This window comes from Citrobacter braakii (assembly GCF_009648935.1).
GTDB classification, from domain to species: Bacteria; Pseudomonadota; Gammaproteobacteria; order Enterobacterales; family Enterobacteriaceae; genus Citrobacter; species Citrobacter braakii.
Genome location: NZ_CP045771.1, coordinates 3,636,949 through 3,661,316, shown reverse-complemented (window position 1 = coordinate 3,661,316; position 24,368 = coordinate 3,636,949). Strand labels below are relative to the sequence as shown.

Here is a 24,368-nt window from a genome sequence, read left to right as displayed (position 1 = left end):
CGTAGGCCGGATTAGAGGTGTTAGCATTGCCATCCGGTACTTTACCCTTCAACGCTTTCCACACTCTCCACACTCTCCACGCTTAAACGCTGAATGATATCCTGACGCAGCAGGTATTTTTGTACCTTGCCTGACGCCGTGCGCGGTAACGTTTCGACAATGACGATGTGTTCCGGATATTTATACTTTGCCACCCGTTTGCGACTAAAAAAGGCCACCACTGATTCCAGCGACAGCGAATGATGCGGCGGTTTCAGCACCACATAAGCGCACGATCGTTCACCTAACCGATCGTCTGGCATCGCGACAACGCAGGCATCATGAATGCGCGGATGCTGCAATAAAATATCCTCCACTTCGCGGCTGCTGATGTTTTCCCCACCGCGCACAATAATATCTTTTTTACGCCCGGTAATTTTGATGTATCCCGCTTCGTCCATGCGGCATAAGTCGCCACTGTAATACCAGCCATCTTTGTCCAGCGCGCGGGCGGTCAGTTCAGGCTCATCGAGGTAGCCCATAAAAACATTGGGACCACGCGAGGCCTCTTCACCTTCGATCCCTGCAGGCAACGTATTGCGCGCTTCATCGACGACTTTAATTTCAACGCCTGCGGCGGCATATCCATCGGTGTTCATCATGCGTGAAAGTGAATCGTCGAGATTGACCAGCGCATGCGGCGAGCTCTCCGTCGAACCATAGATGCTTAACAATTTAATGCCGCGCTGTTGGCAGTCACGGGCAATCTTTTGCGGAATAGTGGTGCCACCGCATAAGAAAAAACGTAGTGATGTGAGATCACAGGGCCGTTTTTCCAGACTACACAACATGTCGTAGACGAAGGGGGTTGCACCGAGCACGCAGGTACAGCGTTGTTGCTCGAGCAGTTCAAGACAGGCGGTTGGGGTGAATATATCCAACAATACGCTGCGTGCGCCGATTAAAAACGGCGCGGTAACGCCATGCAAAAAACCGGTAGCGTGTCCCAGTGGGGCAGGCATCAAAAACACATCCTGCCAGGTGAGATTGAGTCGGGCACAGTAGGCGCGTTCGCTGGCAAGGATATTGTTGTGGGTTAACATTACGCCTTTCGGCATTCCCTCGGTCCCGGAGGTAAACAGCACGGCAGCCAGTTCATCGGCGTGAACGTTAATAACCTGGGTTAATGGCGGAGCCAGAAGCAGTTGGCTGAACGCCAGCGAGGCGGTGGCCGGTGCCAGTTTATCTACGGCAACAATCTGTTGCAGATGCGGCAACTGGTTTTGCAAGGGGAGGATCAGATCAACCGGTCGGGTCTGTTTAAACAACGTCGGTGCGAAAAAAATCTTCGCTTTGCATTTGTTCAGTACCCACACCAGTTCCGCTTCGCGCCAGGCAGGCAGCAGTGGTACGGAAACGGCCCCGGTTTTCAGGCAGGCCAGATAGATAATGGTGAACTCGCACCAGCCAGGCAACTGAAAGGCAATGCGATCGCCGGGTTGGATCCCGCAGGCTACAAACCAGGTTGCCAGACTGCTGGCAGCATCGTCGAGTGCAGAGTAGGTATATGAAGCGCCATGATTATCAACCACGGCGATTTTATCCGGCATGGCTCTGGCGGTTTGGTGCCAGTAATCGCCAAGCGAAGCATCTCCCCATAAACCCAGTTGTCGCCAGGCCTGGCGACGTTCGGCGTTAAACGTAAGTGTGATACTCATGAAGTTATTCCCAGGATTATTTCGGCATACATCTGACCGGATGGCCAGGCGGGGCCAATCCGGCGTACAACATGCAAAATCCGTTAGCCGTAGCGGAAATCAACGCCAAATGTTCCGAGCGGGTATTCCCATTGTGTGAGGATCGTGTCACCGCACAGCACCCGGCAGGTGCCGCACTCCAGGCAGCCTGCGGAATCAAAATGAATATTTCCACTCTCATCCTGTTTATACAGTCCGGCGGGGCAGGCTTTCAGCAACTTGCGAAATTCATTAAGGTCGGGATGTTCAGCCAGAATGATGTGCGGGTGGCCTTCATCAACATTAAATTTATTGACGCCCAGTTTGACGTCGACGTTAACGTTAGTGTTCTGATTCATAGTGCGGTGGCCCCCTTGATGCCGTCTTTCAGTAAGTTCATCAGCCCAATCTGCCTGGCATGGGACATGATCATCTTGCGAACGGGCTGATTTGGGCTTCCGTCGACGGTAAACATATCGTTCATGATATCGGCCACCATGCGGGGATACTGGGTGAACAGGCGCGGGTTTTCCATCAGCGCCGGGATCTTGCGAAAATGCTGTAAATCACGCATCACACAGCCCTGTTCGAGGGCGCGTTTGTAATCCATCAGGCTACTGGCCGAGTAATCCTGGCGCTCTTTTGCTGCAATGGCTGTTTGGGCGGCGGCTTCTGCGGAAGCTATCGCCAAATCCATGCCGCGCACGGTATAACCCAGATTCAGACAGAAACCAGCGGCATCGCCGACGATCATTACCCCGTCATCAACCAGTTTCGGAACCATTGCCAGACCGCCTTCCGGTACCATATGTGCGGAATACTCCAGCAGTTCCCCGCCGGCAATCAGCGGACGAATAGTCGGGTGTCGCTTAAAGTCTTCCAGCATTTGCGGAATGCTTTTCGTGGCATGGGCAATATCCCCCAGACCACACACCAGGCCCAGAGAGATGGAATCCTGGTTGGTATACAGAAATCCGCCTCCCATCAGTCCATCAGACGGTGAGCCTGCGAACAGCCAGGCTGCACCTTCGTTGCCTGACAGATTGAACCGATCCGCAATCACCGCCGACGGTAAGCCGATCAGCTCTTTTACGCCAACGGCATAGTGCTGCGCAGAAGAGGGGGGAACCATTCCCAGCGACCGTCCCAGCATAGAATTAACGCCATCGGCTAGGATGACAATATTGGCTTCAAGGATATCGTCCCCGGCTTGCACTCCGGTGACCTTATTGCCTTCGCGAATTAGCGCGTCGACGCGCACGCCGGGGATGAACTGCACGCCAGCCTGTTCCGCTTTTTCCATTAGCCATGGGTCAAGCCGGTTGCGCAAAACGGTATAAGAGTCCTGCGCTGGCGCGTTGTCTTTTTCACGATGGAAGTCGAGGGTAACGGCGCTCTCTTCGGTCAGGAAGGAGATTTTTTCGCGGGTGACTTTACGTTCGAGAGGCGCTTCCTGCGCGAATCCGGGCATGATGCGCTCAAGGCTGTGCGCGTAGAGTCTCCCGCCGGTCATATTTTTACTGCCCGCACTGTTGCCGCGCTCGATGACCAGTACGTCCAGTCCGGCCCGGGCCATAACGTAACCTGCCATTGTACCCGCTACACCAGCCCCGACCACAATGGCATCAAATTTTTCATCTGACATGCTTTATGCTCCTTTCCCGCCGCGAGGGCAGCGGGAGATGTGCGTTAACGTGATTAGCGGCTGAGATGGTCGATAAGGGCCGGAACCACTTTGTAGATGTCGCCCACCAGACCGTAATCGGCGTAATTGAAAATAGGGGCTTTTTTATCTTTGTTGATGGCGACAATGACTTTCGCGCCGTTACCGCCGACCATATGCTGAATTTGTCCTGAGATGCCCAGCGTGAGATACAGGTCTGATTTCAATAACACGCCAGAAACGCCAATGTAGCGTTCGCGTTCCATCCAGTTTTCGCCTTCGGCAATCGGTCGTGAACAACCCACTTCAGCACCCAGCACCGATGCCAGTTGGCGCACCATTTCCAGATCGTTTTGCGCCACCAGGCCGCGACCTACACCCACCACGCGCCTGGCTTTGCTGAGATCCACGCTGCTCACGGATTTGGCACGACGCTCCAGGCACATCACTTCATGGTGCGGTGCGATGTACGTTGCTGAGACAACCGGGCAGTTGTGTGAGGCGTTTTCCGCGACAGGTTCAAGCTGGCCTGGAGCAAGCGTGATAATCGCCAGCGTACTTTTGATTTTTTCTTTGCCAAATGCCAGACCACCATACATGCGGTGTTCGGCGAACAAAATGCCTGCATCCAGCGTTACCGATGTGGCGTCGTTCACCATCGCTGCGTTGAGCTGAATGCTTAAGCGTGCGCCAAGGGATTTGGCTCGTTTAGTCGCGGACATCAGCAGCAGCCCGGCGTGTTCCTGCATCAGGGCGGCGATGGTCTCAGCGTAATTTTCAACACGCTGTAAACCGGAGGTTGCGTCGAGCACGACTATCTTATCGGCGCCCAGGGCTTGCAACTGATTGGCCTGGTCGCTGCCTTGTACGATAAGGTGTACCTGCTCACCCCACAGGCGAGCGCCGGCCATTAATTCTGCATAGCGTTCTACGTTATCGCTGAACACCCAGACGTTGGCTAATTTACTCATGATGATTTCTCTCCGTTGGGCTTAGTTCAGGGCTTTTTTCAGGTGTTCAGCCAGTTCGGCAATGGCTTCTGCTGAGTCATTTTCCAGAATGATGTGCTGACGTTCTGTTTGCGGCGGCACGGTAAGGCTCACCAGTTCCGCTAACGGTGATGCAGGTATCCAACCAATATCGCTGGCTTGCCACGGGGTGACCGGTTTTTTACCCGCGCCCAGAATCGCCTTCATCGAGGGAATACGCGGTGTGTTGATATCCGACGTCACGCACAGTACGGCGGGGAGCGGCAGATCAATTACTTCGACTTCATCTTCAAGCGTGCGCTCAACCACAAGGCGATCGCCGTTACGTTGGATGCTGCTGACGGCATTAATCACCGGGAGCTGTAATAGTTCGCCAACCAGTAAGCCGACCTGCTGCGCGTAGATATCCCCCGATCCTTCACCGAACAGCATCAGGTCGAAATCCATATTGTTGGCCGCACAGGCCAGCGCCTGAGCGGTATCCCGGGGTAATGAATGCTCCAGTTGTGGATCCTGCACCATATACAAACTGTCCGGCCCGCGGGACAGCACGTCTTTACGCACTTTGGAGTTTTGTAGTAGCGACCCGCCCACCGTTAAGGCGACGATTTCATCACCCTCCGCGCTAAGTTGCGCTGCGGCCTCTATCGCATTTAAGTCAAACTGGCTGATTTTGGCATCGGCCCGGTCAAAGTTAAGCGAGCGCTGTGGGGTAACAACAATGTCCTGTTCTTCAGGCACCAACTTAAAGCAGGTTATTATTTTCATGGCATCTCCAGTGATTCTCGTGTGGATGATGACGTGGTGCGTCATTATCGACAGTAGGGAAAATTGACTGAAAATAGTGTGCGACAGAGGGAGGGCTGTTTTCGACGGGGAAATCTGTTTTCATTGCCAACAATCTTGCAAAAAAAACGTCCCGGGAATGCCTGGTTTATCAGCAATAATCAGACGGTGCGTACCAGAGGAAAAAACGGGAACACAAAGACAGTGAAAATAATTGCGAAATGCGTCATGTTTTTAATCGCCTCTGCGCTGAATTTGTTTCTTATATGTAAATTATTAATGCAGACTTAATAACATTTATTCTTTTTGATTATTATTAAACGCAAATAATCAATTGCAGCAATGTACCAAAGCAAAAGGTGTCATCTTGCAGACGGCGCAAATAATTTTGTTTCGCCGGGAAGGAATAACGTTGTATAACGTCATTATCATTTTTATTTTCTGATATTAATAATCCCAAAATTGCTGCCTTTAGGTGGAGGTTGTCATGTATCAACGCTGCTTTGATAATGCCGTGGAGACCCTTTTTGAACAGGGAAAAACCCCGAGATTCTCGCGATTCGTCATCAGTGATGACCCTAACTGGGAGTCGGGTCATCACGTTCACGATAATGAAACAGAGCTTATTTATGTCAAAAAAGGGGTCGCAAGATTAATTATCGATTCGTCGCTGTATGTCGCGCATGCCGGGGATATCGTGGTGATAGAGCAAGGGCGACTCCATGCGGTTGCTTCGGATAGTAGCGCGCCTGCAACGACTTACACCTGCGCGCTCTACGGTTTTCGTTTCAACGGCTGGCAGGATAATCAGCTATTGCAGATGCACTCGTGTCCCGTGATTAGCGTTACTCAGGGGAAGGAGGTTATTAAGAGTATCTTTAATGAGTTGGGGGTTATGCTCCCCCAGAGCAAAAATAACCTGACATCTTCAGCCTACGACGCTTTTGCATATGCTCTAACCGTTTTATTTTACGAAAACTTTAAAAATGCCTATCGTTCTGAGCAAGGTTATATTAAAAAAGATGTCTTAATTAAAGATGTGCTGGTTTATTTAAATAATAACTTCCGTGAAAAAATTACTCTCGATCAGTTATCCAAAAAATTCCGGGCCAGCGTGAGTTATATCTGCCATGAATTTACTAAGGAGTATCGAATTTCGCCGATCAATTATGTGATTCAGCGACGAATGACCGAGGCGAAATTTGCCCTGACGAATACGGAAGCTTCGTTAGCGGAAATATCCTGGCGGGTAGGGTATGAAAATGTCGATCACTTTGCCAAACTCTTTCAGCGGCATGTGGGTTGTACCCCCAGTGATTATCGCAAGCAGTTTAAAAATAATCTGGTTGAGCAGGAATGCTTAATGCCAGAGGTCTGATTATCCTGGCTCGTGCCGGAAAACGCTTGTGCGCTATCCGGCACGAATTACCGCTTACTTATTCTGATAATCTTTCAGGATTTGGCGTCCGGCGACGTAAATCATAATTTCGTCGGTGCCGCCGCCAATGCGCTCGCAGCGAACATCGCGCCAGAATCGGGAAACGCGCGCTTCATCGGTGTAACCCAGCCCGCCCATGATCTGAATGGCGTCATCAATCACTTCCATTGCCGTGCGGGCGCAATACAGTTTTGCCAACGCCGCGCTGGTCCGCAGCGACTGTTCCTGATCGGCCTGCCAGGCCACTTTCAACACCATATTGCGCATGTTTTCAATTTTAATCGCCATCAGCGCCAGTTTTTCCTGGATCATCTGGTTATGGCCAATCGGTTTACCAAATGCGATGCGCTGGTTAGCGTAACGGGCGGCATCTTCGAAGGCGCACTCGGCGAAACCGGTACTACGCGCGGCGTTGATCAACCGTTCCATCTCAAAGTTGTACATGACGTTGAGGAAGCCCATGCCTTCTTCGCCGACCATATCGCTTTCGTCTACTTCAACATCATCAAGATAAACTTCGCAGGTGCTGAGCATGTGCCAGCCGATTTTATGCAACGGGTTCACCTTAATGCCGGGTTTCTTCGAATCCACCCACCACAGTGTAAAGGCTTTCTTCGGATCTTTCGGCTCCGGGTCGCGAGCCAGTACCAGCATATAAGGATACTCTTTAGCGCCAGTGATAAAGGTTTTTTGCCCGTTGAGATATACCTTGCCGTTTTTGCGGGTGTAGCTGGTGGTGGCGCTGTTATTGTCTGAACCTGCTCCCGGTTCGGTTAATGCCAGCGCATAAGCCGGATCGCCCGTTTCCATGGTGCTTTCTGCTGTTTTACGTAACTGCTCGGCGGAGCCAAAACGACGCATACTGTGAATGCACTGACCGTTCGTGATTAAAAAAGCGGGTGCGCCGCATTTGGAAACTTCCATCAGTGCCAGCATCTGTGTGACGTAATCTGCCGGGATGCCGCCAAATTCTTCCGGAACGCCCAGCATTGAAATACCGTTGTCCGCAAGGGCGCGCATAAACTCTTTCGGATAGGTCGCCGTCTGATCGCAGGTACGGAAATATTCCTCCGGGAAATTGCTGGTAATCAGTTCGCGAATGCTGGCAAGCAGCAGCTCTTGTTCTTCAGTTAATGAAAAATCCATCAGGGTACTCCTTTTAATTGGCGGCATCGGGCAATATAAAACCCATCGAAGCATCGATAAATAATCTTTCGTCCATCAGTTTCAGTTCCGGAGAAATAACCGGAGGGAAATCCATTTTGTCCAGAATGTCTTCCTGTAAAGAGACTCCTGGCGCAATTTCGACTAAATGAAGACCATCTTCTTTTAACGTAAATACAGCACGCTCGGTGATGTAACGCACATCCAGTCCGCGCTCGAGTGCAATTTTTCCGCTGAAAGTGACTTCAGGTAATTCGTTGACGAATTTTTTCACCCGGCCTTCCTGCACGATATTTAATTTGCCATTGGCAACTTCCGTTTTCAGGCTTCCGGCAGTTAAGGTGCCGCAAAATATTATTTTCTTCGAGGTGGCGCTAATATCGATAAAACCGCCGGTCCCCATAATTTTGCCATTGAATTTATGTACGCCGACGTTGCCGTGGCGATCCACTTCGGCGAAGCTTAAATAGCATACATCCAGCCCACCGCCGTGGTAGAAGTCAAACTGGGAGGTCATATCCAGAATCGCGCGGGTGTTGACGTTGGCGCCAAAAGCGATGCCCTGGGAGGTAATTCCGCCAATCGGGCCGGTCTCGACCGTCAGAATAAAGTCGTCAGCGCAGCCTTCTTCGCGTGCAACGAGACCAATACCATCGGCGATACCCACGCCAACGTTGCCGACCGCGCCTTTACGCATTTCGAACAGGGCGCGTCGGGCCACCAGTTTACGCTGATTGAGCGGCAGGGCAGTCTGCTGGCTGTCATCAAGGACAAAATCGCCCGAGATAAAGCGGTTAACCGGCGCGCCGCCGTACAATTGAGTTTGATCGGGATCGATGACCACAATATCGACCAGATAGCCCGGAATACGCACGGCTTTTGGGTGCAGTGTGGCTTTCTTCACCATTTTTTGCACCTGCATCATGACGATACCGCCGTTGTTGTGAACGGCCTGAGCAATCACCAGCGCGTCGAGATACATAACTTCATCTTCAAACGTGGCGTAACCTTCGCTGTCGCAGGTGGTGGCGCGAATAAAGGCGATGTTTGGCGCAATGGCTTTGTAGTAGAGGTACTCTTTGTTATCAATTTCCACCAGCTTGATCAGATCTTCGGTGGTCACTTCATTCAGCTTTCCGCCCTGTTGGCGGGGATCGACAAATGTTCCGATACCGATCTCACTCAGAATACCCGGCTGGTGGGCTGCCGAGGCACGCAGAGTCTGGGTTAATACGCCCTGAGGATAGTTATAGGCGGCAATTTTATTCTGCTCAGCGAGGTCGGAAATTCGTGGTGATTGTCCCCAGTGGCCGCATAATGCCCATTTGACTAAACCTTCCTGAGCTAACGGGCTAATTCCACGGTCAGCACGGTCACCTAATCCCGTTGGGCTAATCAATGATAAGTTTCGGGGTGAATGTGCGTTTTTATATTTTTCAGCCAGCGCATTAATTAATGTTGTTGCTTCGAGAATACCGCCACCTGCGCCTAATACACAGAGCGTTGCCTCATCAGGAATATAATTAATGGCATCCGCTGCGGATAATACGGGGACCCGACCATCAATGCGTTTTGGTCTTGATAATTTCATATGAACTCCAGATTATATGCGTGCGACTACCTGTCGCTATATTCGACAATAATAATGTGAGTTATTTAATAATGTCCGGCCATCTGCCCGATATTCGTGATTAAGCGAATATCTGGGGCAGGGCATTACTGATATTAATATGGATAAACGGTACTATTATGCCTGATGCAATATGGTCAAAACGGTACGTAGGTCGGTGACCGAAATTTGCCCAGGGGCAGAGGCTTTTTTCACCGCACCAAAGGTTGCCGCTGAACCGAAAACCTCACCGGACAGACGTGAAATCACCCCTGTTTTGGCCATCGACATGGTAATGATCGGGCGATCGGCATAGCGTTCCTGCATTTCCAGCGTGGCGCCAAGCAGGGTCAATACATCCGTCTTGTTTTGCGGCATCAGGGCGATTTTCGGGATATCAGCGCCAAGCTCCTGCATTTTACGCAGGCGCAGGACAATCTCTTGTGCCGCTGGCGTCTTATGGAAATCATGATTCGACATAATGACGGCGACATTTTTTGCATGTGCATATTCGACGGTGGCTTTAATCAGTTCGTCACCGGTGAAAAGCTCCAGGTCAATCATATCGACCAGACCGCTATCAACCGCCGCACGGTTTAGCGCAATATAGTTTTCGACAGCCAGCGCCTGTTCACCACCTTCTTTGGCACTACGGAAGGTGAACAGCAGCGGTTTGTCAGCCATCACATCGCGGATGGCGCGTGCAGCTTCCAGTACGGCATCAACGGAGGACACCTCAGTGAAATGGTCAACGCGCCATTCCAGAATGTCGAAATCCGCCTCGCGATAGGCCAGCGCTTCGCTTTTTACCGTTGCGATGTCTTTACCCATCAGTGAGACAATGATCTTCGGCGCACCCTCGCCAATGACGAGGTTTTTTACGGTTACGGTTTTCATCGATTACCCTTTAAATATTTTACAAATGCTTGCTCATCAGGCTGCAAAACCCATAACCTGTTTCACATACTCAAGAGGGAAATCTTTCCCGGTCCAGAGTTTGAACTGTTCAGCCCCTTGCCATAACAACATGCCGTAACCATCAATCGTTTTGCAACCGGCAAGTTGTGCCTGTTGCAATAATTTGGTCATATGCGGGTTGTAGACGCATTCAGTCACCAGCAGATCCGGGCGTAGCAGGGAAACGTCGGTCACCAGAGATTCGTTCTCCAGCGGCTTCATTCCCACTTTCGTACCGTTGGTCAGAATATCCGCGCTTGCCAGTGCGTCCGCAAAAGCCTGTCGATCGTCGAGATCGATAACGGTGACCACGCAGTCGGTATTTTCATTAACACGTTTGGCGAATTCCTGCGCTTTGGCAAAGAACTCATCTTGACGGTTAAAGAGTTTGATTTCTTTGATGCCTTCAATCGCCGCCTGGGCGCCAATGGCCGTTGACGCGCCGCCTGCGCCCAACAGTACCATGGTTTTACCCCTGATATCGAAACCGCTTTCCTTGATGGCGCGAATATGCCCCGTGCCATCAGTATTGTAGCCGCGCAGGTAACCATCATCATTGACGATAGTATTAATCGCGCCGACCAGTTTGGCTGCAGGCGTTAATTCATCAACATATTCACATGCCAGTTGCTTGTTGGGCATTGAGACTCCGGTACCGCGCATTTTTAAGGCCTTCAGCCCGGCAATCGCATTAGCAAACGTGGAGTTATCGACTTCAAATGCCATGTAGGTAAAAGGTAATCCCGCTTTTTCTAATGCCTTATTTTGCATTTCAGGCGACAAGCTGTGTCTGATAGGGTAGGCCATCAGACCAATCAGTTCATATTTTGCAGTTACGTCCATTTGATACTCCTTCTAAGCAATTTATTGAAAATAACGTTCGCCCAACCGCACATCATTTTTGGGAATATCAAATACGCGGTAGTAACGAATAAAGACGATGATGGCGGTGATGAAGGCCAGCAAAGCAAATGCGAGGTCCAGCAAAATGATGTACTGCAGGCCAATGTTTGAAAGGTATCCGGTGATTAATGGGATAATAAAGTTGGCTACGCCCCCCATCATCATATAAATACTGGTGACCTTGGCTTTGCTCCTGGGGAAAAACTCTGACATCACCGAAACGCCGAGCTGTAAAATACCGCCTGCGGCAGAAAACCCGATAAGAAATGAACCGGCGTTACACACCAATGGGGATGGATATAAATAGATAACCGCTGCGGTGAGGGTTGCCAGCCCGGCGTTAAACACATTCGCCCAAATGGGTCGAACCATTTTCTTGAGCAGTGCAGCAAAAATAAACACGCAGACCAGCGAGCCCATACTGTAGTAAGAGATGGTTTTCAGCGCGTCGGCTTCTGCCATGCCGGCAAATGCCATCGCGTATTTCGGCATCCAGACTACGATGACGTAAAAGGTCGAAAATGCGGCCACCCCAAACATAACGGAGGCTACGCCTTCCAGCCAGACCAGCGGTTTACTGTTCATCTGTGGTAGCTCTTTTGCAATGCCCGCATCCACCATCTGGCTGGGGAAGCGGCTTTTGAGCAGCATCAACGTTATGACGACGAACAGTACCCCCGGGATAATGACCGCATAGCCATACCAGATATGGTTGAGCAGCATGGTGCTGACGACGATGGGGTAGATCATCTGCCCGAATGAGACCATCGCTTTAACCAGGATAACCGCTGACCCAGACGCCTTAGGGAAGCATTCCATCAAAGCCGGATAGCCACCTGTATCCAGGGCCGAGTTAGCGACGCCCACACAAACAGCGAGAATAAAGGCAATCATCAGATTCGGGCTGGCGGGAATGCCGAAGAAAAACAGCATGTACAGAATTGCCCCTAACAGAATGATAGCCCGTCTACCAAATTTATCTGAGAGCACACCAAAGAATAAAATACTCACTAGGCGACCAAGACCAATGCCGGAAATTAAATAGGCTATCCCAGCATTGTCGGTGGAGAATTTTTCTGCAAGAGAACTCATGTTTTGCGCCAGTGTAATGACGCTAATGCCGTGTAAAAAATAACTTAAATAAATACAGATTATCGCCAAAAGAAATGGCGTATTAAAGGTCTTATTTTGAGACATGTTCACAACTCCTTGCGGATTTTAAAATTGTTCTGTGCTCGTCGATTTTGTTTAAATTGCGGCGACCTTGTGATTAATATACCGGGGTGCTGATATTGTGCCTACATAGCATGGCGTTTAAGTTACCAGGTATGTTGCATGCTCAACTGTGAAACTTAATTCTTTCAACCAACATTTTGCTGAAGTTTTAAAACCGCGACCAATTATTTTGCAACGGGGGAGAACAATATTGCATCCGCGTTATTTTACGACCGTCGCCATGTTTAGTTGCTGCTTTGTCGTGATACGGCTGCGATAGCCAATAAACAATGCTAACAGGAAGCCTACCGCGGCTATGCCGGTATCAAACCACATGATGTGAGCAATGCTGGTCTGCGAGAGTCTTGCCGTTATCAGTGGGATGGTGAAGGTCGCAATGCTGCCCGCACTGTAGTAAATCCCGGTGGCTTTGCCCTTCGCATCGGGAAAGCGTGCGGCCATCAGCGTTAAACCGATTTGTACAACGCCTCCGGCTGAAGAGAAACCGATGACAAATGCGAAGACGATCACCATGTAGATCGACGGATGCAGGCAGACCATCAGCAATGCGATAAATGAGATAAAGGTGTACAGCATTAACAGAGAGGTTGCGCGCCCCGTCTTTCGTGCCAGTGGCGCGGTGATCAACACACACAGTAGAGAACCGCAGGTGTAAATGCTTAACAGCTTGATCGATAAGGTGTAGGACATCCCGGCGACAAACTGTCCGTACTGTGCCAACCACTGGCTTATCAGATAAAATGTCGCCATGGCGATGTAGCCGTACAGAGTGTAACTGGCGAGATCAAGAAGAGAACAACGATGTTCAGATTGTATGCTTTGCTGTTCAACGGGTAATGCCTTGAGGTGGGCTTGATGCCCAGGATGGGCCGGGAATCGACAGCGAAACAAAAATACGCCATTGATTAGCATCACCGCGGCCGCCACAAGGAAGGACCAGCCAAACCAAAGTTCTGCCCACACCAGCAGACTGATAATCATCGGCAGCAGAAACTGACCGATGGAAACAAACGCTTTAATTAAGATATTAGCCGTGCCGGGAGAGCGGGGAAACGCCTCCATCAGGCTGGGGTAGGTTCCGGCGTCAAGAAAACTGTTTGCCATTCCGGCTAAAAATCCAAAAGCATAGGCAATATAAATGCTGTGAGTATTGATGATGCCTACAAAGAACAGCAGGTAGCAGACCATGCCGAAAATAATAAACGGTCTGCGGCCATAGCGATCGGAAAGCATGCCCGCCACCAATAACACGCTTAAACGGCCAATGCCGAGTGAGGAAATAACAATTGAGACGCCTGCGGCATCGGTGTGCCACTGTTGTTCCAGTGAAGACATATTGAGGCTCATCAGAATGACCCCCATGCCGTGTACCAGGTAATTAAAGTACAGCCCTATCGCAGTGGAGAAATAGGTGTTTTTCATAATATGTTACTCAGCGAAGAGGCTAAATGAGTGTGGCGCTGCGGTCTCTTAACACAAACGCTCAAGATCGTGGGCATACAGTTCAACAGCGGCCGATTGATAGATTTTCCAGTCGAGAAAATCATCGTGCTGATAAACCGCCTGAAAAGAGTTCAGATCGGGAAAGAAACGCATGGTGTTATTACCGATACGGTTATTTATTTTTTCGATAATGGCGTTAATTCTTAACTTTCGTCTGGCTTTCATTTCTGCACAAATGCGCGTGATGTCTTCCGGGATTTCCCTTTCGCCATTCTCCCATTGTTGCCAGGCGGCAACATTGTGATCCCGCGAGATATACATAGCGCTTTCTTCTACCGTCATAGCAAAAATATGGCGGATAGCCTGGAGTTCTAATGCGTTCATTATTTGATCACCTCATAAAAGACGGTGGAATAGTAATAACATTGCTGTGGATATTTCGGCTTGAAGAGAGTCACAGTATCTTGTGCAATATTATTTGTTTATCAACGGGGAAGAGCGGAGCTGTGGTGCGGTAAGGCTGGTGGCGAGGCGCGCGAAGGACAAAAAAAAGCCCATCGTGGGAGATGGGCAAAGACTACACACAGCAATTCGTTGTTTCACTCAGGGGATTTCCATGCTTATAAATCAATGTGTTGATCTAAAGCCATGGGCTAATAGTAGGCATACTGATTTTTTACGTCGATCAGATTCATCTCAATAGTTTAAAAACTGTAAATAATTTGCGAAGCAAATGAGTATTTAAAGAAGGATAACGTTGGGTCTTATTCAGTAAGTGGGTGGAATTGATTAGTAATGTTAAACAATCAGGCGGCGGTGCCGCCTGACGTGGGATTACTTATTGCGTTCGATTTCAGCAATTTCTTCGAGGATTTCGTCGGGATCGCTACCTGGCGCAGGGGCTTCGTTTACCCAGGCGGAGAACAGACGCCAGGACACGGCCAGTACCACCGGGCCGATAAACAGACCAATCATGCCGAAGGCAATCAGTCCGCCGATGACCCCAGAGAGAATCAGGATCAGCGGCAAATCGGCCCCCATGCGAATCAGCATCGGGCGAATAACGTTATCCAGCGTTCCGACCACGCCGCTCCACACCAGCAGCACCGTGCCCCAGGTAGAATCGCCCGTCCAGTACAGCCAGATAATGGCCGGGACCAGCACCGGCAATGGCCCCAGTTGCACCAGACAAGACAGGATCATCAATACCGCCAGCAGCGTGGCGTACGGCACGCCGGTTACCGCCAGACCAATGCCACCGAGCACTGCCTGCACCAGCGCGGTGACCACAACGCCTAATGCGACGGCGCGAATGGCTTGTGCTGCCAGCAGAATGGCGGCATCGCCACGTTTGGATGCCAGGCGACAAGCGAAGTGGCGAATACCTAACGCCACCTGTTCACCGCGCCAGTACAGCAGGGCGCTGAACAGCAGCATCAGACCACAGTGCATCATAAAGCGGCCAAGGTGAGCAGCCTGGCCAACAAACCAGGTCGTCGTCGTGCCGATATAAGGACGAACCTTGGCCATGATGGCCGCGCCGCCCATATCCAGCAGACTGTGCCACGCGGCATACAATTTGGCGCCGACCAACGGAATACTGTTCAGCCACGCCAGATCCGGCAGGGTCATATCGCCTGCGGTTACGGCATGGATCAATGGCCCGCTGCCATCAACAATGCTATTGACCAGTAGCGCGATAGGAATGATGAACAACAGCACCAGCAGCAGGGTCATCACCAGCACGGCCAGCGAGCGACGGCCCCAGAGCAATTTTTGTAAGCGTAGCAGGATCGGCCAGGTCGCAATGACCACCGTCCCCGCCCATGCAAAACCGAGGATAAAGGGCTGAACAATCCAAAGACAGGCCACAATCATGACGGCTAAAAACAGCGCCGATAGCAGCACTTGTGCAATATCTTTGGGCTGGCGGAAATTTACCATAAATACTTTTCACCTTTGTCTTTGCGCCAGAACGTTGACGCGACGTGAACACTTAAATGACACCCTGTAATGATGAGCAATTTCAGCGGTTTTTAACAGGCGGATTCTGCCTGTAAATCTGCTGAGCGTATTAGAAAAAAATGTGATACAACAAACAAAGCAACACGCAAACGATTAAATTCACAACACAGACCGCAGGAAAGGGTCACTATAATGATTCCACAAATTTCTCAGGCGCCAGGTGTCGTTCAACTGGTGCTCAATTTTTTGCAGGCACTGGAGCAGCAAGGATTTACGGGCGATACGGCAACGAGCTATGCCGATCGTCTGACAATGTCGACGGATAACAGTATTTATCAGCTGCTTCCTGATGCTGTCGTATTCCCTCGTTCAACCGCAGATGTGGCGCTCATCGCTCGTCTGGCGGCGGAACCTCTTTTCTCTTCGTTGATTTTTACCCCACGCGGCGGCGGCACCGGGACCAACGGTCAGGCGCTGAATCAGGGCATTATTGTTGATATGTCCCGCTATATGAGCCGCATCATTGAAATCAATGTGCAGGAAGGTTGGGTGCGGGTTGAAGCCGGGGTGATAAAAGACCAGCTCAACCAGTTTCTGAAGCCTTACGGCTATTTCTTTGCCCCCGAGTTATCCACCAGTAACCGGGCAACGCTGGGTGGGATGATCAATACCGACGCATCCGGACAAGGCTCGTTGGTTTACGGTAAAACCTCCGATCACGTGCTGGGTATCCGCGCGGTGCTGATGGGCGGCGATATTCTTGATACCCAGCCAATGCCGGTCGAACTTGCCCAAACGCTGGGTAATAGCAACACCACTATTGGCCGCATCTACAAGACGGTTTATGGGCGTTGCCGCGACAACCGACAGCTGATCATTGATAAATTCCCGAAACTTAATCGCTTCCTGACCGGTTACGATCTGCGGCACGTCTTTAACGATGAGATGACCGAATTTGATTTAACCCGCATTCTTACTGGCTCTGAAGGTACGCTGGCGTTTATCACCGAAGCCCGTCTGGATATCACGCCGCTACCCAAAGTCAGACAACTGGTTAACGTTAAGTACGACTCTTTCGACTCGGCATTGCGTAATGCCCCGGTGATGGTGGAAGCGCGCGCGCTGTCGGTAGAAACCGTCGACTCCAAAGTGCTTAACCTGGCACGGGAAGATATTGTCTGGCACTCGGTAAGTGAATTGATTACCGATGTGGCGGATAAAGAGATGCTGGGTCTGAATATTGTGGAGTTTGCCGGTGACGATGAAGCATTGATTGATTCGCAGGTCAGCGCACTGTGCGAACGGCTGGATGGCTTAATCGCGCGTCAGGAAGCGGGCGTTATAGGCTGGCAGCTATGTACTGAGCTGGCAGGCGTCGAGCGCATTTACGCTATGCGTAAAAAAGCCGTCGGTCTGCTGGGGAATGCGAAAGGGGCCGCGAAGCCGATTCCGTTTGCTGAGGATACCTGCGTTCCGCCGGAACATCTGGCTGACTATATTGCCGAGTTCCGTGCGCTGCTCGATAGCCACGGCCTGAGTTACGGCATGTTTGGTCACGTGGATGCAGGCGTGCTGCACGTCAGACCGGCGCTGGATATGTGTGACCCGCAGCAGGAAGTGCTGATGAAACGCATTTCTGACGATGTTGTCGCGCTGACGGCAAAATATGGCGGTCTGCTGTGGGGCGAGCACGGGAAAGGTTTTCGTGCAGAATATAGCCCGGCGTTCTTCGGTGAGGAATTGTATCGCGAACTGCGTAAAGTGAAATCGGTGTTTGATCCGCAAAACCGGCTCAATCCGGGCAAAATCTGTCCACCGGAGGATGTTGATGCGCCGATGATGAAAGTGGACGCGGTGAAGCGCGGAACGTATGACCGTCAGATCCCGCTGGCCGTACGCCAGGAGTGGCGTGGGGCGATGGAGTGTAACGGCAACGGGTTATGCTTTAACTTTGATGCGAAAAGCCCGATGTGTCCGTCGATGAAAATCAGCCTCAACCGCATCCATTCACCGAAAGGGCGAGCTACGCTGGTGCGTGAATGGCTGCGTCTGTTGGCAGATCGCGGGATTGACCCGCTACAGCTGGAAAAAGAGCTACCGGAAAAACGTGCCAGTTTACGTACGCTGATTGCCCGTACCCGCAACAGCTGGCATGCGCGCAAAGGCGAATACGATTTCTCGCATGAAGTGAAAGAGGCAATGTCGGGTTGTCTGGCGTGTAAAGCCTGCTCTACACAGTGTCCGATTAAAATCGATGTGCCGGAGTTCCGCTCACGCTTCCTGCAGTTGTATCACACGCGTTATCTGCGGCCGTTGCGCGATCACATGGTGGCGACCGTTGAGAGTTATGCGCCGTTAATGGCGCGGGCGCCCAACACGTTTAACTTCTTCATCAACCAGCCGCTGGTGCGTAATCTGGCTAAAAAGCACATCGGCATGGTCGACTTACCGCTGCTGTCTGCGCCGTCGCTTCAACGTCAGCTGGTTGGTCATCGTTCCGCCAATATGACGCTGGAACAGCTCGAATTACTCAGCCTTGAGCAAAAAGCCCGTACGGTGCTGGTGGTGCAGGATCCGTTCACCAGCTATTACGATGCACAGGTGGTGGCTGATTTTATACGTCTGGTTGAAAAGCTGGGTTTGCAGCCGGTACTGCTGCCGTTCTCGCCAAACGGCAAGGCCCAGCATATTAAGGGCTTTTTAAACCGTTTTGCTAAAACCGCAAAGAAAACATCTGAGTTTCTCAATCGGGTGGCGAAGCTGAATATTCCGATGGTGGGTGTCGATCCGGCGCTGGTGCTTTGCTATCGCGATGAATACAAACTGGCGCTCGGGGAACAGCGGGGCGATTTCCATGTGTTACTCGCCAACGAATGGTTATCGACAGTTGTGGAGTCACAGCCGCCAGTCGCTGTGGGCGGTGAACCGTGGTACTTCTTTGGACACTGTACCGAAGTGACGGCCCTGCCGGGCGCGCCTGCTCAGTGGGCGGCTATTTTTGCCCGCTTTGGCGCAAAGCTGGAGAACATCAGCGTAGGGTGCTGTGGTATGGCGGGCACCTATGGCCACGAAGTGAAGAATCATCAGAACTCACTGGGGATCTATGAGCTATCATGGCACCAGGCAATGCAACGATTGCCGCGTAACCGTTGTCTGGCTACCGGATACTCCTGTCGCAGTCAGGTTAAACGCGTTGAAGGCACGGGCGTTCGCCATCCATTACAGGCACTGCTGGAGATTATAGGATGATCTGGAAACGTGAAGTCACACTCGAAGCGCTCAACGCCATGGGTGAAGGAAATATGGTTGGGCTGCTCGATATTCGTTTTGTGCACATTGGCGATGACACGCTGGAAGCCACAATGCCGGTAGACCACCGTACTAAACAACCTTTTGGTTTGCTGCACGGCGGCGCGTCCGTAGTGCTGGCTGAGAGCATTGGTTCGGTGGCTGGTTATCTGTGTACTCAGGGTGAGCAGAAAGTGGTGGGCCTGGAGGTCAACGCCAACCATATTCGCTCGGCGCGGGAAGGGCGCGTCAGAGGGGTATGTCGCGCGGTGCATACCGGCTCTCGTCATCAGGTATGGCAAATCGAAATCTTCGATGAGCAGGGACGATTGTGCTGCACGTCGCGTCTGACAACAGCAATTTTGTGATGCATATTGCTTTTGGTCATTATCTGCACAGGGAATGGTGTTATACTGTGCAGGTTTTGAACACAAGCGAGGATGATATGTCTACCCAATTAGACCCGGCCCAACTGGCAATAGAGTTTTTACGTCGTGATAAAACCGATCTTTCACCAGCTCAGTACCTGAAAAGACTGAAACAGTTAGAGCTGGAGTTCGCGGATTTATTGACGCTTTCTTCGACTGAACTAAAAGAAGAGATCTATTTTGCCTGGCGCATGGGCGTTCATTGATTCCGGTATGCTTATCGTAATGAAACCCCGACACGCGTTCGGGGTTATTTTTTGCGTTAAATCTCAATCACCACTTCATCTCACCAGTATTAACCTTCGCACTTAGCTCCAGAGAACTTGCGTCTGCAAGACCTGGCCATGCCGCGGTGATGGTTTTAATCACATAATCCGAACCTTTCTTCGCCCCTAACGCCTGCTCAAACGATTGCAGATAGCCCTGTGTGAAGCGAATCGCTTTATCGCTCGCAGGGCGTTCGCCGATGTAATGCCCCGGGACCACCTGGGTGGGTTGTAACTTCTGCATTTCGCCCAGTACGCTACGCCACGCGCTACGCTGTTCTGCAGATTGCGTATCCGCCGTCCAGACGTGTATACCAGACGCCACGCCGGTACCGCCAATAATGGCACGGTTCGCCGGGATCCAGACATAGGCTGCATAATCATTAGGGTGGCGCAGCTCCAGCGTTTCACCATCAACCGTGAAATGCGTTTGCGTTGTTGCTTGCGGAACGGTGAGCGATGTTGGTGCGCCATCCTTCATTTGCGGACCCCAGAATTGCAGTTTGGCCTCTTTGGTGGCACGGATATGGTCTACTACGTGCGGTGTTGCCAGGACTTTTACCTGTGGGAAGGCTTTGACGATAGGCTGCAGTCCGAAATAGAAATCCGGATCGCCGGAGGTGATCACGATGGCCTTCAGCGTTTTACCGCTGGCGCGAATCATCTGCACCAGCTGTTCACCATCTTTAGTACTGAACTGTGCGTCAAACAATATTGCTTCTTTCGGTCCTGAAACCAGCGTTGAAGAGACCGGGAAAATAGCCTTGTCCTGTGGATTGTAGACGTCCAGCTGTAGCGTCGCGGCAAAGGCTGAAGAGGCGAACAGAGGTAACAGCAGGGCCAGCGTTTTAACTTTCATGCCAGGTATCCTTGTGCAGGAAATTGTCTTTTGATAGTTCCTGTATTTTAAGGAAATTCGGATCTGTTAGAATTCCCTTATTAGGACATGCTGAGTTTCATAAAACGATCGGATGGGATGTAATGGACAGAGTGATGGCGGCAACGGTATTCAACCATATCTGTGATTTGGGCAGTCTGAGCGCCGCCGCGCGTGCGCTGGGGCTTTCCCGTCCGATGGTCAGTCGTTACCTCGACGAGATGGAGAAATGGGCGGGTGCAAGGCTTATCCATCGCTCGTCGCGCCGTCTGACGATCACGCCAGCGGGTGAAGAGGCATTAGTGAAAACGCGTTCTCTGGCGCAGCTTTCGCTGGATATTGGTGCCGCCAGCGCCGCGCAAACTCCCTCTGGCACGCTACGTGTGGCCTGTGCGCATTTTACAGCTATGCATATTTTAGCGCCGGTACTGCCCGCGTTTCTGACGAAGTATCCGCAACTGCGTATCGAGGTGGAGATCAATAATCAACCGGTAAGCCTCGTGGGAGAACGCATTGATGTGGCGATCCGTATAACGGAAAACCCTGAACCTGGAACTATCGCCCGTCGCCTTGGCGACTGTAAATCGGTACTGTGCGCGTCAGTAGAGTACCTGCATCAACATGGCACTCCTGAGACTATCGACGACCTTACGCGGCATAATTGTCTGTACTACAGCGGGTTTGCCGGAAAATCCTGGCACTTTCTGGATGCCCAGGGGCGGGCTGCCGCTGTTGCGATTAAAGGCAATTTGAGCGCCGGGATCTCTTCGTTGCTCTGTGAGTCGGCGTTGGCGGGAACGGGCATTGCGCAGGTGCCGGAACTGGAGGCGCGGGAAGGGCTGGCACAGGGAAAGCTGGTTAGACTCTTGCCCGAGCTTCAACCTAAAAGCCTGCCAATTTATGGTTTATATCTTTCGCGGGAGCATCAGCCTGCAGGACTGCGCCTGTTGCTGGACGCGCTCAGTGAAAAACAGCGCCTAATAATTGATTGAATACGCTTATAAAATAGTCAAATCGCAATTTGTGTTAAACAAAACATATCCGGAAGTGAGATTATTCTTATCGCCCCTTCAAGAGCTAAGCCATCGTGAGTGCCGGAGATAAGCGCCGGATGGGGCCGGAACCCTTAAGCCTGCCAGCAAGCAGCCTTAAGGGTTTTTTGTTGTCTTCACGTAGTGCCCGAACGGGATTGTACCTACTTGCCGTGAGTCTGCAGACCGGTGTTGTCAAAAAATACCCGTGGTGACATTTAAGTTTAAAGAATCATAACCGCTTTATATCGCACAGAGAATGCAGAACAGACGCTTTGGTAAATCATTACTGTGTGTGCTGTTCTGGTCACCGTATCAGCTTGAAAATAATATAACCCCTGCCTACGGGCGAGTGAAAAATGGCAATGGGTGGTTAGCCAGCCGTTAACTTTTGTCCGTTCACCGCTCTGCGAATCTCATCTCTGATAACTCCCTGGTTAGGTATAGCCTGACAGAGGAAGTTACCCCTTCTATCACAGAAATAGTCATTTTCTATACATCTTTTGATTATCGACCTGTCTCGCCGATTGAAATTACTTAATCCATTATTAATCAATGCATTGAACAAAAAAATCCATCCCTGTTAACCCACGCAGCAGGGTCTATGCTTAGTAAAAGGGGTCAAAAAGGGCGATTAACCCGAATGCCCCTGCTGTTGAGGGGTTGAAGTGATAATCATTATCACTAACATATTGTTATAGCTTGAAAGCTAGTGACTCGAGGTAACCCTATGGAATTGCATTCAGGAACATTTAACCCGGACGATTTTGCCTGGCGTGGTCTGACGTTAACGCCAGCGGCTGCGGCGCACATCCGCGAGCTGGTGGCAAAGCAACCCGATATGTTAGGCGTGCGTTTAGGCGTGAAGCAAACGGGATGCGCGGGATTTGGCTACGTGCTGGACACCGTTCGCCAGGTGGAAAAAGACGATCTGCTGTTTGAAACGGAGGGGGCCAGACTTTATGTACCGTTACAGGCGATGCCGTTCATCGACGGCACAGAAGTCGATTTCGTGCGCGAAGGATTAAATCAGCTATTTAAATTTCATAACCCGAAAGCCCAGAACGAATGCGGCTGTGGCGAAAGTTTTGGGGTATAGGCGGTACTATGTCTCGTAATACTGAAGCAACTGACGATGTCAACACCTGGGCTGGCGGGCACCTTAATTACAAAGAGGGCTTCTTCACCCATCTACAAACCGATGAGCTGGCGAAAGGGATTAACGAAGATGTCGTGCGCGCGATTTCGGCAAAACGTAATGAACCCGACTGGATGCTGGAATTTCGCCTGAATGCCTTTAAAGCGTGGCTAAACATGGAAGAGCCGCACTGGCTAAAAGCGCATTACGATAAGCTGAACTATCAGGAGTACAGTTATTACTCCGCGCCGTCCTGCGGTAATTGCGATGAAACCTGCGCGTCTGAGCCGGGCGCGGTGCAGCAAACGGGGGCGAATGCGTTTTTAAGTAAAGAAGTTGAGGACGCATTCGAGCAGCTTGGCGTGCCGGTCCGCGAAGGCAAAGAGGTGGCGGTTGATGCCATTTTTGACTCGGTGTCGGTGGCGACAACTTATCGCGATAAACTGGCGGAACAGGGCATTATTTTCTGTTCGTTTGGTGAGGCGATTCACGATCACCCTGAGCTGGTAAAACAATATCTGGGTACGGTTGTCCCGGGTAATGACAATTTCTTTGCGGCGCTGAATGCGGCGGTGGCCTCCGACGGCACGTTTATTTATGTCCCGAAAGGTGTGCGTTGCCCAATGGAACTGTCGACCTATTTCCGTATAAATGCGGAAAAAACCGGTCAGTTTGAACGCACCATTCTGGTTGCGGATGAGGGCAGTTACGTCAGCTATATCGAAGGCTGTTCAGCCCCGGTACGCGATAGCTACCAACTGCATGCCGCGGTGGTGGAAGTCATCATCCACAAAGATGCCGAAGTGAAATACTCGACGGTACAAAACTGGTTCCCTGGTGACGGTAACACCGGCGGCATTTTGAACTTCGTCACCAAGCGCGCTCTGTGCGAAGGCGAAAACAGCAAAATGTCGTGGACGCAGTCGGAAACCGGCTCGGCCATTACCTGGAAATACCCAAGCTGTATTCTGCGCGGCGACAACTCTATCGGCGAATTCTACTCCGTCGCGTTGACCAGTGGTTACCAGCAGGCCGATACCGGCACCAAGATGATCCACATCGGCAAGAACACCAAATCGACCATTATCTCGAAAGGGATCTCTGCGGGACACAGTCAAAACAGCTATCGCGGCTTAGTGAAGATCATGCCGACCGCAACCAACGCCCGCAACTATACCCAATGCGACTCGATGCTGATTGGCGCGGATTGTGGAGCGCACACCTTCCCGTATGTGGAGTGTCGTAACAACAGCGCCCAGCTTGAGCATGAAGCTACGACCTCGCGCATTGGTGAAGACCAGCTGTTTTACTGTTTGCAGCGCGGCATCAGCGAAGAGGATGCCATTTCGATGATCGTCAATGGTTTCTGTAAAGACGTGTTCTCTGAACTGCCGCTGGAATTTGCCGTTGAAGCGCAAAAACTTCTCGCCATAAGTCTTGAACACAGCGTCGGTTAAAATTTAAGGAAAGCA

General features: G+C 51.2%; 21 protein-coding genes and 1 other RNA gene. 7 read left to right on the top strand and 15 right to left on the bottom strand.

Annotated features, from left to right (window positions below; all coding sequences use genetic code 11):
- Window positions 1-41: 41 nt before the first annotated feature.
- The 5 genes from fadK to GFC06_RS17100 form a co-directional block, all read right to left on the bottom strand.
- Complete coding sequence (gene fadK, locus GFC06_RS17120; protein ID WP_153690424.1) at window positions 42-1,697, bottom strand: medium-chain fatty-acid--CoA ligase; 1,656 nt, start codon at window positions 1,695-1,697, stop codon at window positions 42-44.
- An 83-nt stretch (window positions 1,698-1,780) separates the two neighbouring features.
- A complete protein-coding gene (locus GFC06_RS17115) occupies window positions 1,781-2,074 on the bottom strand; it encodes a ferredoxin family protein (RefSeq protein ID WP_153690423.1) in 294 nt (97 codons plus the stop codon).
- Window positions 2,071-3,360 (bottom strand): FAD-dependent oxidoreductase, encoded by a 1,290-nt coding sequence (locus GFC06_RS17110; RefSeq protein WP_049040471.1) that lies wholly within the window; start codon window positions 3,358-3,360, stop codon window positions 2,071-2,073. The genes GFC06_RS17115 and GFC06_RS17110 overlap by 4 nt, the downstream gene beginning before the upstream one ends.
- A gap of 53 nt (window positions 3,361-3,413) precedes the next feature.
- The gene (locus tag GFC06_RS17105; RefSeq protein WP_019076670.1) at window positions 3,414-4,349 is read right to left on the bottom strand and encodes an electron transfer flavoprotein subunit alpha; all 936 of its coding nucleotides are present in this window, start codon (window positions 4,347-4,349) and stop codon (window positions 3,414-3,416) included.
- 21 nt (window positions 4,350-4,370) lie between these two features.
- The gene (locus GFC06_RS17100) at window positions 4,371-5,135 is read right to left on the bottom strand and encodes an electron transfer flavoprotein (RefSeq protein WP_047500317.1); all 765 of its coding nucleotides are present in this window, start codon (window positions 5,133-5,135) and stop codon (window positions 4,371-4,373) included.
- Window positions 5,136-5,640: 505 nt separating this feature from the next.
- Between GFC06_RS17100 and GFC06_RS17095 the strand changes: the two genes are divergently transcribed.
- A complete protein-coding gene (locus GFC06_RS17095) occupies window positions 5,641-6,531 on the top strand; it encodes an AraC family transcriptional regulator (RefSeq protein WP_016152891.1) in 891 nt (296 codons plus the stop codon).
- Between the two features lie 54 nt (window positions 6,532-6,585).
- Here GFC06_RS17095 and GFC06_RS17090 read toward each other — a convergent pair whose 3' ends face one another.
- From GFC06_RS17090 to ydiK, 9 genes are all read right to left on the bottom strand, one after another.
- Window positions 6,586-7,737, bottom strand: coding sequence for an acyl-CoA dehydrogenase (locus GFC06_RS17090; protein WP_003836610.1), 1,152 nt, complete (start codon window positions 7,735-7,737; stop codon window positions 6,586-6,588).
- 13 nt (window positions 7,738-7,750) lie between these two features.
- On the bottom strand, window positions 7,751-9,346 hold the full coding sequence (locus tag GFC06_RS17085) for an acyl CoA:acetate/3-ketoacid CoA transferase (protein WP_046274671.1): 1,596 nt from the start codon (window positions 9,344-9,346) through the stop codon (window positions 7,751-7,753).
- Between the two features lie 156 nt (window positions 9,347-9,502).
- Window positions 9,503-10,261: a type I 3-dehydroquinate dehydratase gene (gene aroD, locus GFC06_RS17080; protein ID WP_047500321.1), complete on the bottom strand. Its 759-nt coding sequence runs from the start codon at window positions 10,259-10,261 to the stop codon at window positions 9,503-9,505.
- A gap of 36 nt (window positions 10,262-10,297) precedes the next feature.
- Entirely contained in the window at window positions 10,298-11,164 is an 867-nt protein-coding gene (ydiB, locus tag GFC06_RS17075; protein ID WP_016156358.1) for a quinate/shikimate dehydrogenase, read from the bottom strand.
- 21 nt (window positions 11,165-11,185) lie between these two features.
- Complete coding sequence (locus GFC06_RS17070; protein WP_047417810.1) at window positions 11,186-12,421, bottom strand: MFS transporter; 1,236 nt, start codon at window positions 12,419-12,421, stop codon at window positions 11,186-11,188.
- Between the two features lie 240 nt (window positions 12,422-12,661).
- Window positions 12,662-13,882: an MFS transporter gene (locus tag GFC06_RS17065; protein ID WP_153690422.1), complete on the bottom strand. Its 1,221-nt coding sequence runs from the start codon at window positions 13,880-13,882 to the stop codon at window positions 12,662-12,664.
- A 48-nt stretch (window positions 13,883-13,930) separates the two neighbouring features.
- On the bottom strand, window positions 13,931-14,287 hold the full coding sequence (locus tag GFC06_RS17060; RefSeq protein ID WP_019076677.1) for a YdiL family protein: 357 nt from the start codon (window positions 14,285-14,287) through the stop codon (window positions 13,931-13,933).
- 158 nt (window positions 14,288-14,445) lie between these two features.
- Window positions 14,446-14,553, bottom strand: an RNA gene (rprA, locus tag GFC06_RS17055) — antisense sRNA RprA.
- A gap of 184 nt (window positions 14,554-14,737) precedes the next feature.
- Window positions 14,738-15,847 carry an AI-2E family transporter YdiK gene (gene ydiK / locus GFC06_RS17050; RefSeq protein WP_016156362.1) on the bottom strand — a complete coding sequence of 370 codons (1,110 nt, stop codon included), beginning with the start codon at window positions 15,845-15,847 and terminating at the stop codon, window positions 14,738-14,740.
- Between the two features lie 213 nt (window positions 15,848-16,060).
- Here ydiK and ydiJ point away from each other — a divergent pair, with 213 nt between their 5' ends.
- From ydiJ to GFC06_RS17035, 3 genes are all read left to right on the top strand, one after another.
- The gene (gene ydiJ, locus GFC06_RS17045) at window positions 16,061-19,117 is read left to right on the top strand and encodes a D-2-hydroxyglutarate dehydrogenase YdiJ (protein WP_153690421.1); all 3,057 of its coding nucleotides are present in this window, start codon (window positions 16,061-16,063) and stop codon (window positions 19,115-19,117) included.
- Window positions 19,114-19,524, top strand: a complete 411-nt coding sequence (gene menI / locus GFC06_RS17040; RefSeq protein ID WP_016152900.1) for a 1,4-dihydroxy-2-naphthoyl-CoA hydrolase — start codon at window positions 19,114-19,116, stop codon at window positions 19,522-19,524. Before ydiJ ends, menI begins: the two co-directional genes overlap by 4 nt.
- Window positions 19,525-19,601: 77 nt before the next feature.
- Entirely contained in the window at window positions 19,602-19,790 is a 189-nt protein-coding gene (locus tag GFC06_RS17035; RefSeq protein ID WP_029139522.1) for a YdiH family protein, read from the top strand.
- 67 nt (window positions 19,791-19,857) lie between these two features.
- On the opposite strand, the gene GFC06_RS17030 is transcribed toward GFC06_RS17035, so the two are convergent.
- A complete protein-coding gene (locus tag GFC06_RS17030) occupies window positions 19,858-20,709 on the bottom strand; it encodes a Vmh family MBL fold metallo-hydrolase (protein WP_153690420.1) in 852 nt (283 codons plus the stop codon).
- A 122-nt stretch (window positions 20,710-20,831) separates the two neighbouring features.
- Between GFC06_RS17030 and GFC06_RS17025 the strand changes: the two genes are divergently transcribed.
- From GFC06_RS17025 to sufB, 3 genes are all read left to right on the top strand, one after another.
- A complete protein-coding gene (locus GFC06_RS17025; protein ID WP_153690419.1) occupies window positions 20,832-21,719 on the top strand; it encodes a LysR family transcriptional regulator in 888 nt (295 codons plus the stop codon).
- Between the two features lie 769 nt (window positions 21,720-22,488).
- A complete protein-coding gene (gene sufA, locus GFC06_RS17020; RefSeq protein WP_153690418.1) occupies window positions 22,489-22,857 on the top strand; it encodes a Fe-S cluster assembly scaffold SufA in 369 nt (122 codons plus the stop codon).
- A gap of 8 nt (window positions 22,858-22,865) precedes the next feature.
- The gene (gene sufB, locus GFC06_RS17015) at window positions 22,866-24,353 is read left to right on the top strand and encodes a Fe-S cluster assembly protein SufB (RefSeq protein WP_153690417.1); all 1,488 of its coding nucleotides are present in this window, start codon (window positions 22,866-22,868) and stop codon (window positions 24,351-24,353) included.
- Window positions 24,354-24,368 lie beyond the last annotated feature (15 nt).

Bases quoted from the DNA above. Each gene is read 5' to 3' on its own strand.
- GFC06_RS17065 (WP_153690422.1), bottom strand. From the start codon at position 13,882: ATGAAAAACACCTATTTCTCCACTGCGATAGGGCTGTACTTTAATTAC.
- GFC06_RS17090 (WP_003836610.1), bottom strand. From the start codon at position 7,737: ATGGATTTTTCATTAACTGAAGAACAAGAGCTGCTGCTTGCCAGCATT.
- ydiJ (WP_153690421.1), top strand. From the start codon at position 16,061: ATGATTCCACAAATTTCTCAGGCGCCAGGTGTCGTTCAACTGGTGCTC.
- GFC06_RS17115 (WP_153690423.1), bottom strand. From the start codon at position 2,074: ATGAATCAGAACACTAACGTTAACGTCGACGTCAAACTGGGCGTCAAT.
- GFC06_RS17030 (WP_153690420.1), bottom strand. From the start codon at position 20,709: ATGAAAGTTAAAACGCTGGCCCTGCTGTTACCTCTGTTCGCCTCTTCA.
- fadK (WP_153690424.1), bottom strand. From the start codon at position 1,697: ATGAGTATCACACTTACGTTTAACGCCGAACGTCGCCAGGCCTGGCGA.
- sufA (WP_153690418.1), top strand. From the start codon at position 22,489: ATGGAATTGCATTCAGGAACATTTAACCCGGACGATTTTGCCTGGCGT.
- GFC06_RS17025 (WP_153690419.1), top strand. From the start codon at position 20,832: ATGGACAGAGTGATGGCGGCAACGGTATTCAACCATATCTGTGATTTG.
- GFC06_RS17100 (WP_047500317.1), bottom strand. From the start codon at position 5,135: ATGAAAATAATAACCTGCTTTAAGTTGGTGCCTGAAGAACAGGACATT.
- GFC06_RS17070 (WP_047417810.1), bottom strand. From the start codon at position 12,421: ATGTCTCAAAATAAGACCTTTAATACGCCATTTCTTTTGGCGATAATC.
- GFC06_RS17110 (WP_049040471.1), bottom strand. From the start codon at position 3,360: ATGTCAGATGAAAAATTTGATGCCATTGTGGTCGGGGCTGGTGTAGCG.
- GFC06_RS17095 (WP_016152891.1), top strand. From the start codon at position 5,641: ATGTATCAACGCTGCTTTGATAATGCCGTGGAGACCCTTTTTGAACAG.
- GFC06_RS17085 (WP_046274671.1), bottom strand. From the start codon at position 9,346: ATGAAATTATCAAGACCAAAACGCATTGATGGTCGGGTCCCCGTATTA.
- GFC06_RS17035 (WP_029139522.1), top strand. From the start codon at position 19,602: ATGTCTACCCAATTAGACCCGGCCCAACTGGCAATAGAGTTTTTACGT.
- menI (WP_016152900.1), top strand. From the start codon at position 19,114: ATGATCTGGAAACGTGAAGTCACACTCGAAGCGCTCAACGCCATGGGT.
- GFC06_RS17060 (WP_019076677.1), bottom strand. From the start codon at position 14,287: ATGAACGCATTAGAACTCCAGGCTATCCGCCATATTTTTGCTATGACG.
- ydiB (WP_016156358.1), bottom strand. From the start codon at position 11,164: ATGGACGTAACTGCAAAATATGAACTGATTGGTCTGATGGCCTACCCT.
- GFC06_RS17105 (WP_019076670.1), bottom strand. From the start codon at position 4,349: ATGAGTAAATTAGCCAACGTCTGGGTGTTCAGCGATAACGTAGAACGC.
- ydiK (WP_016156362.1), bottom strand. From the start codon at position 15,847: ATGGTAAATTTCCGCCAGCCCAAAGATATTGCACAAGTGCTGCTATCG.
- sufB (WP_153690417.1), top strand. From the start codon at position 22,866: ATGTCTCGTAATACTGAAGCAACTGACGATGTCAACACCTGGGCTGGC.
- aroD (WP_047500321.1), bottom strand. From the start codon at position 10,261: ATGAAAACCGTAACCGTAAAAAACCTCGTCATTGGCGAGGGTGCGCCG.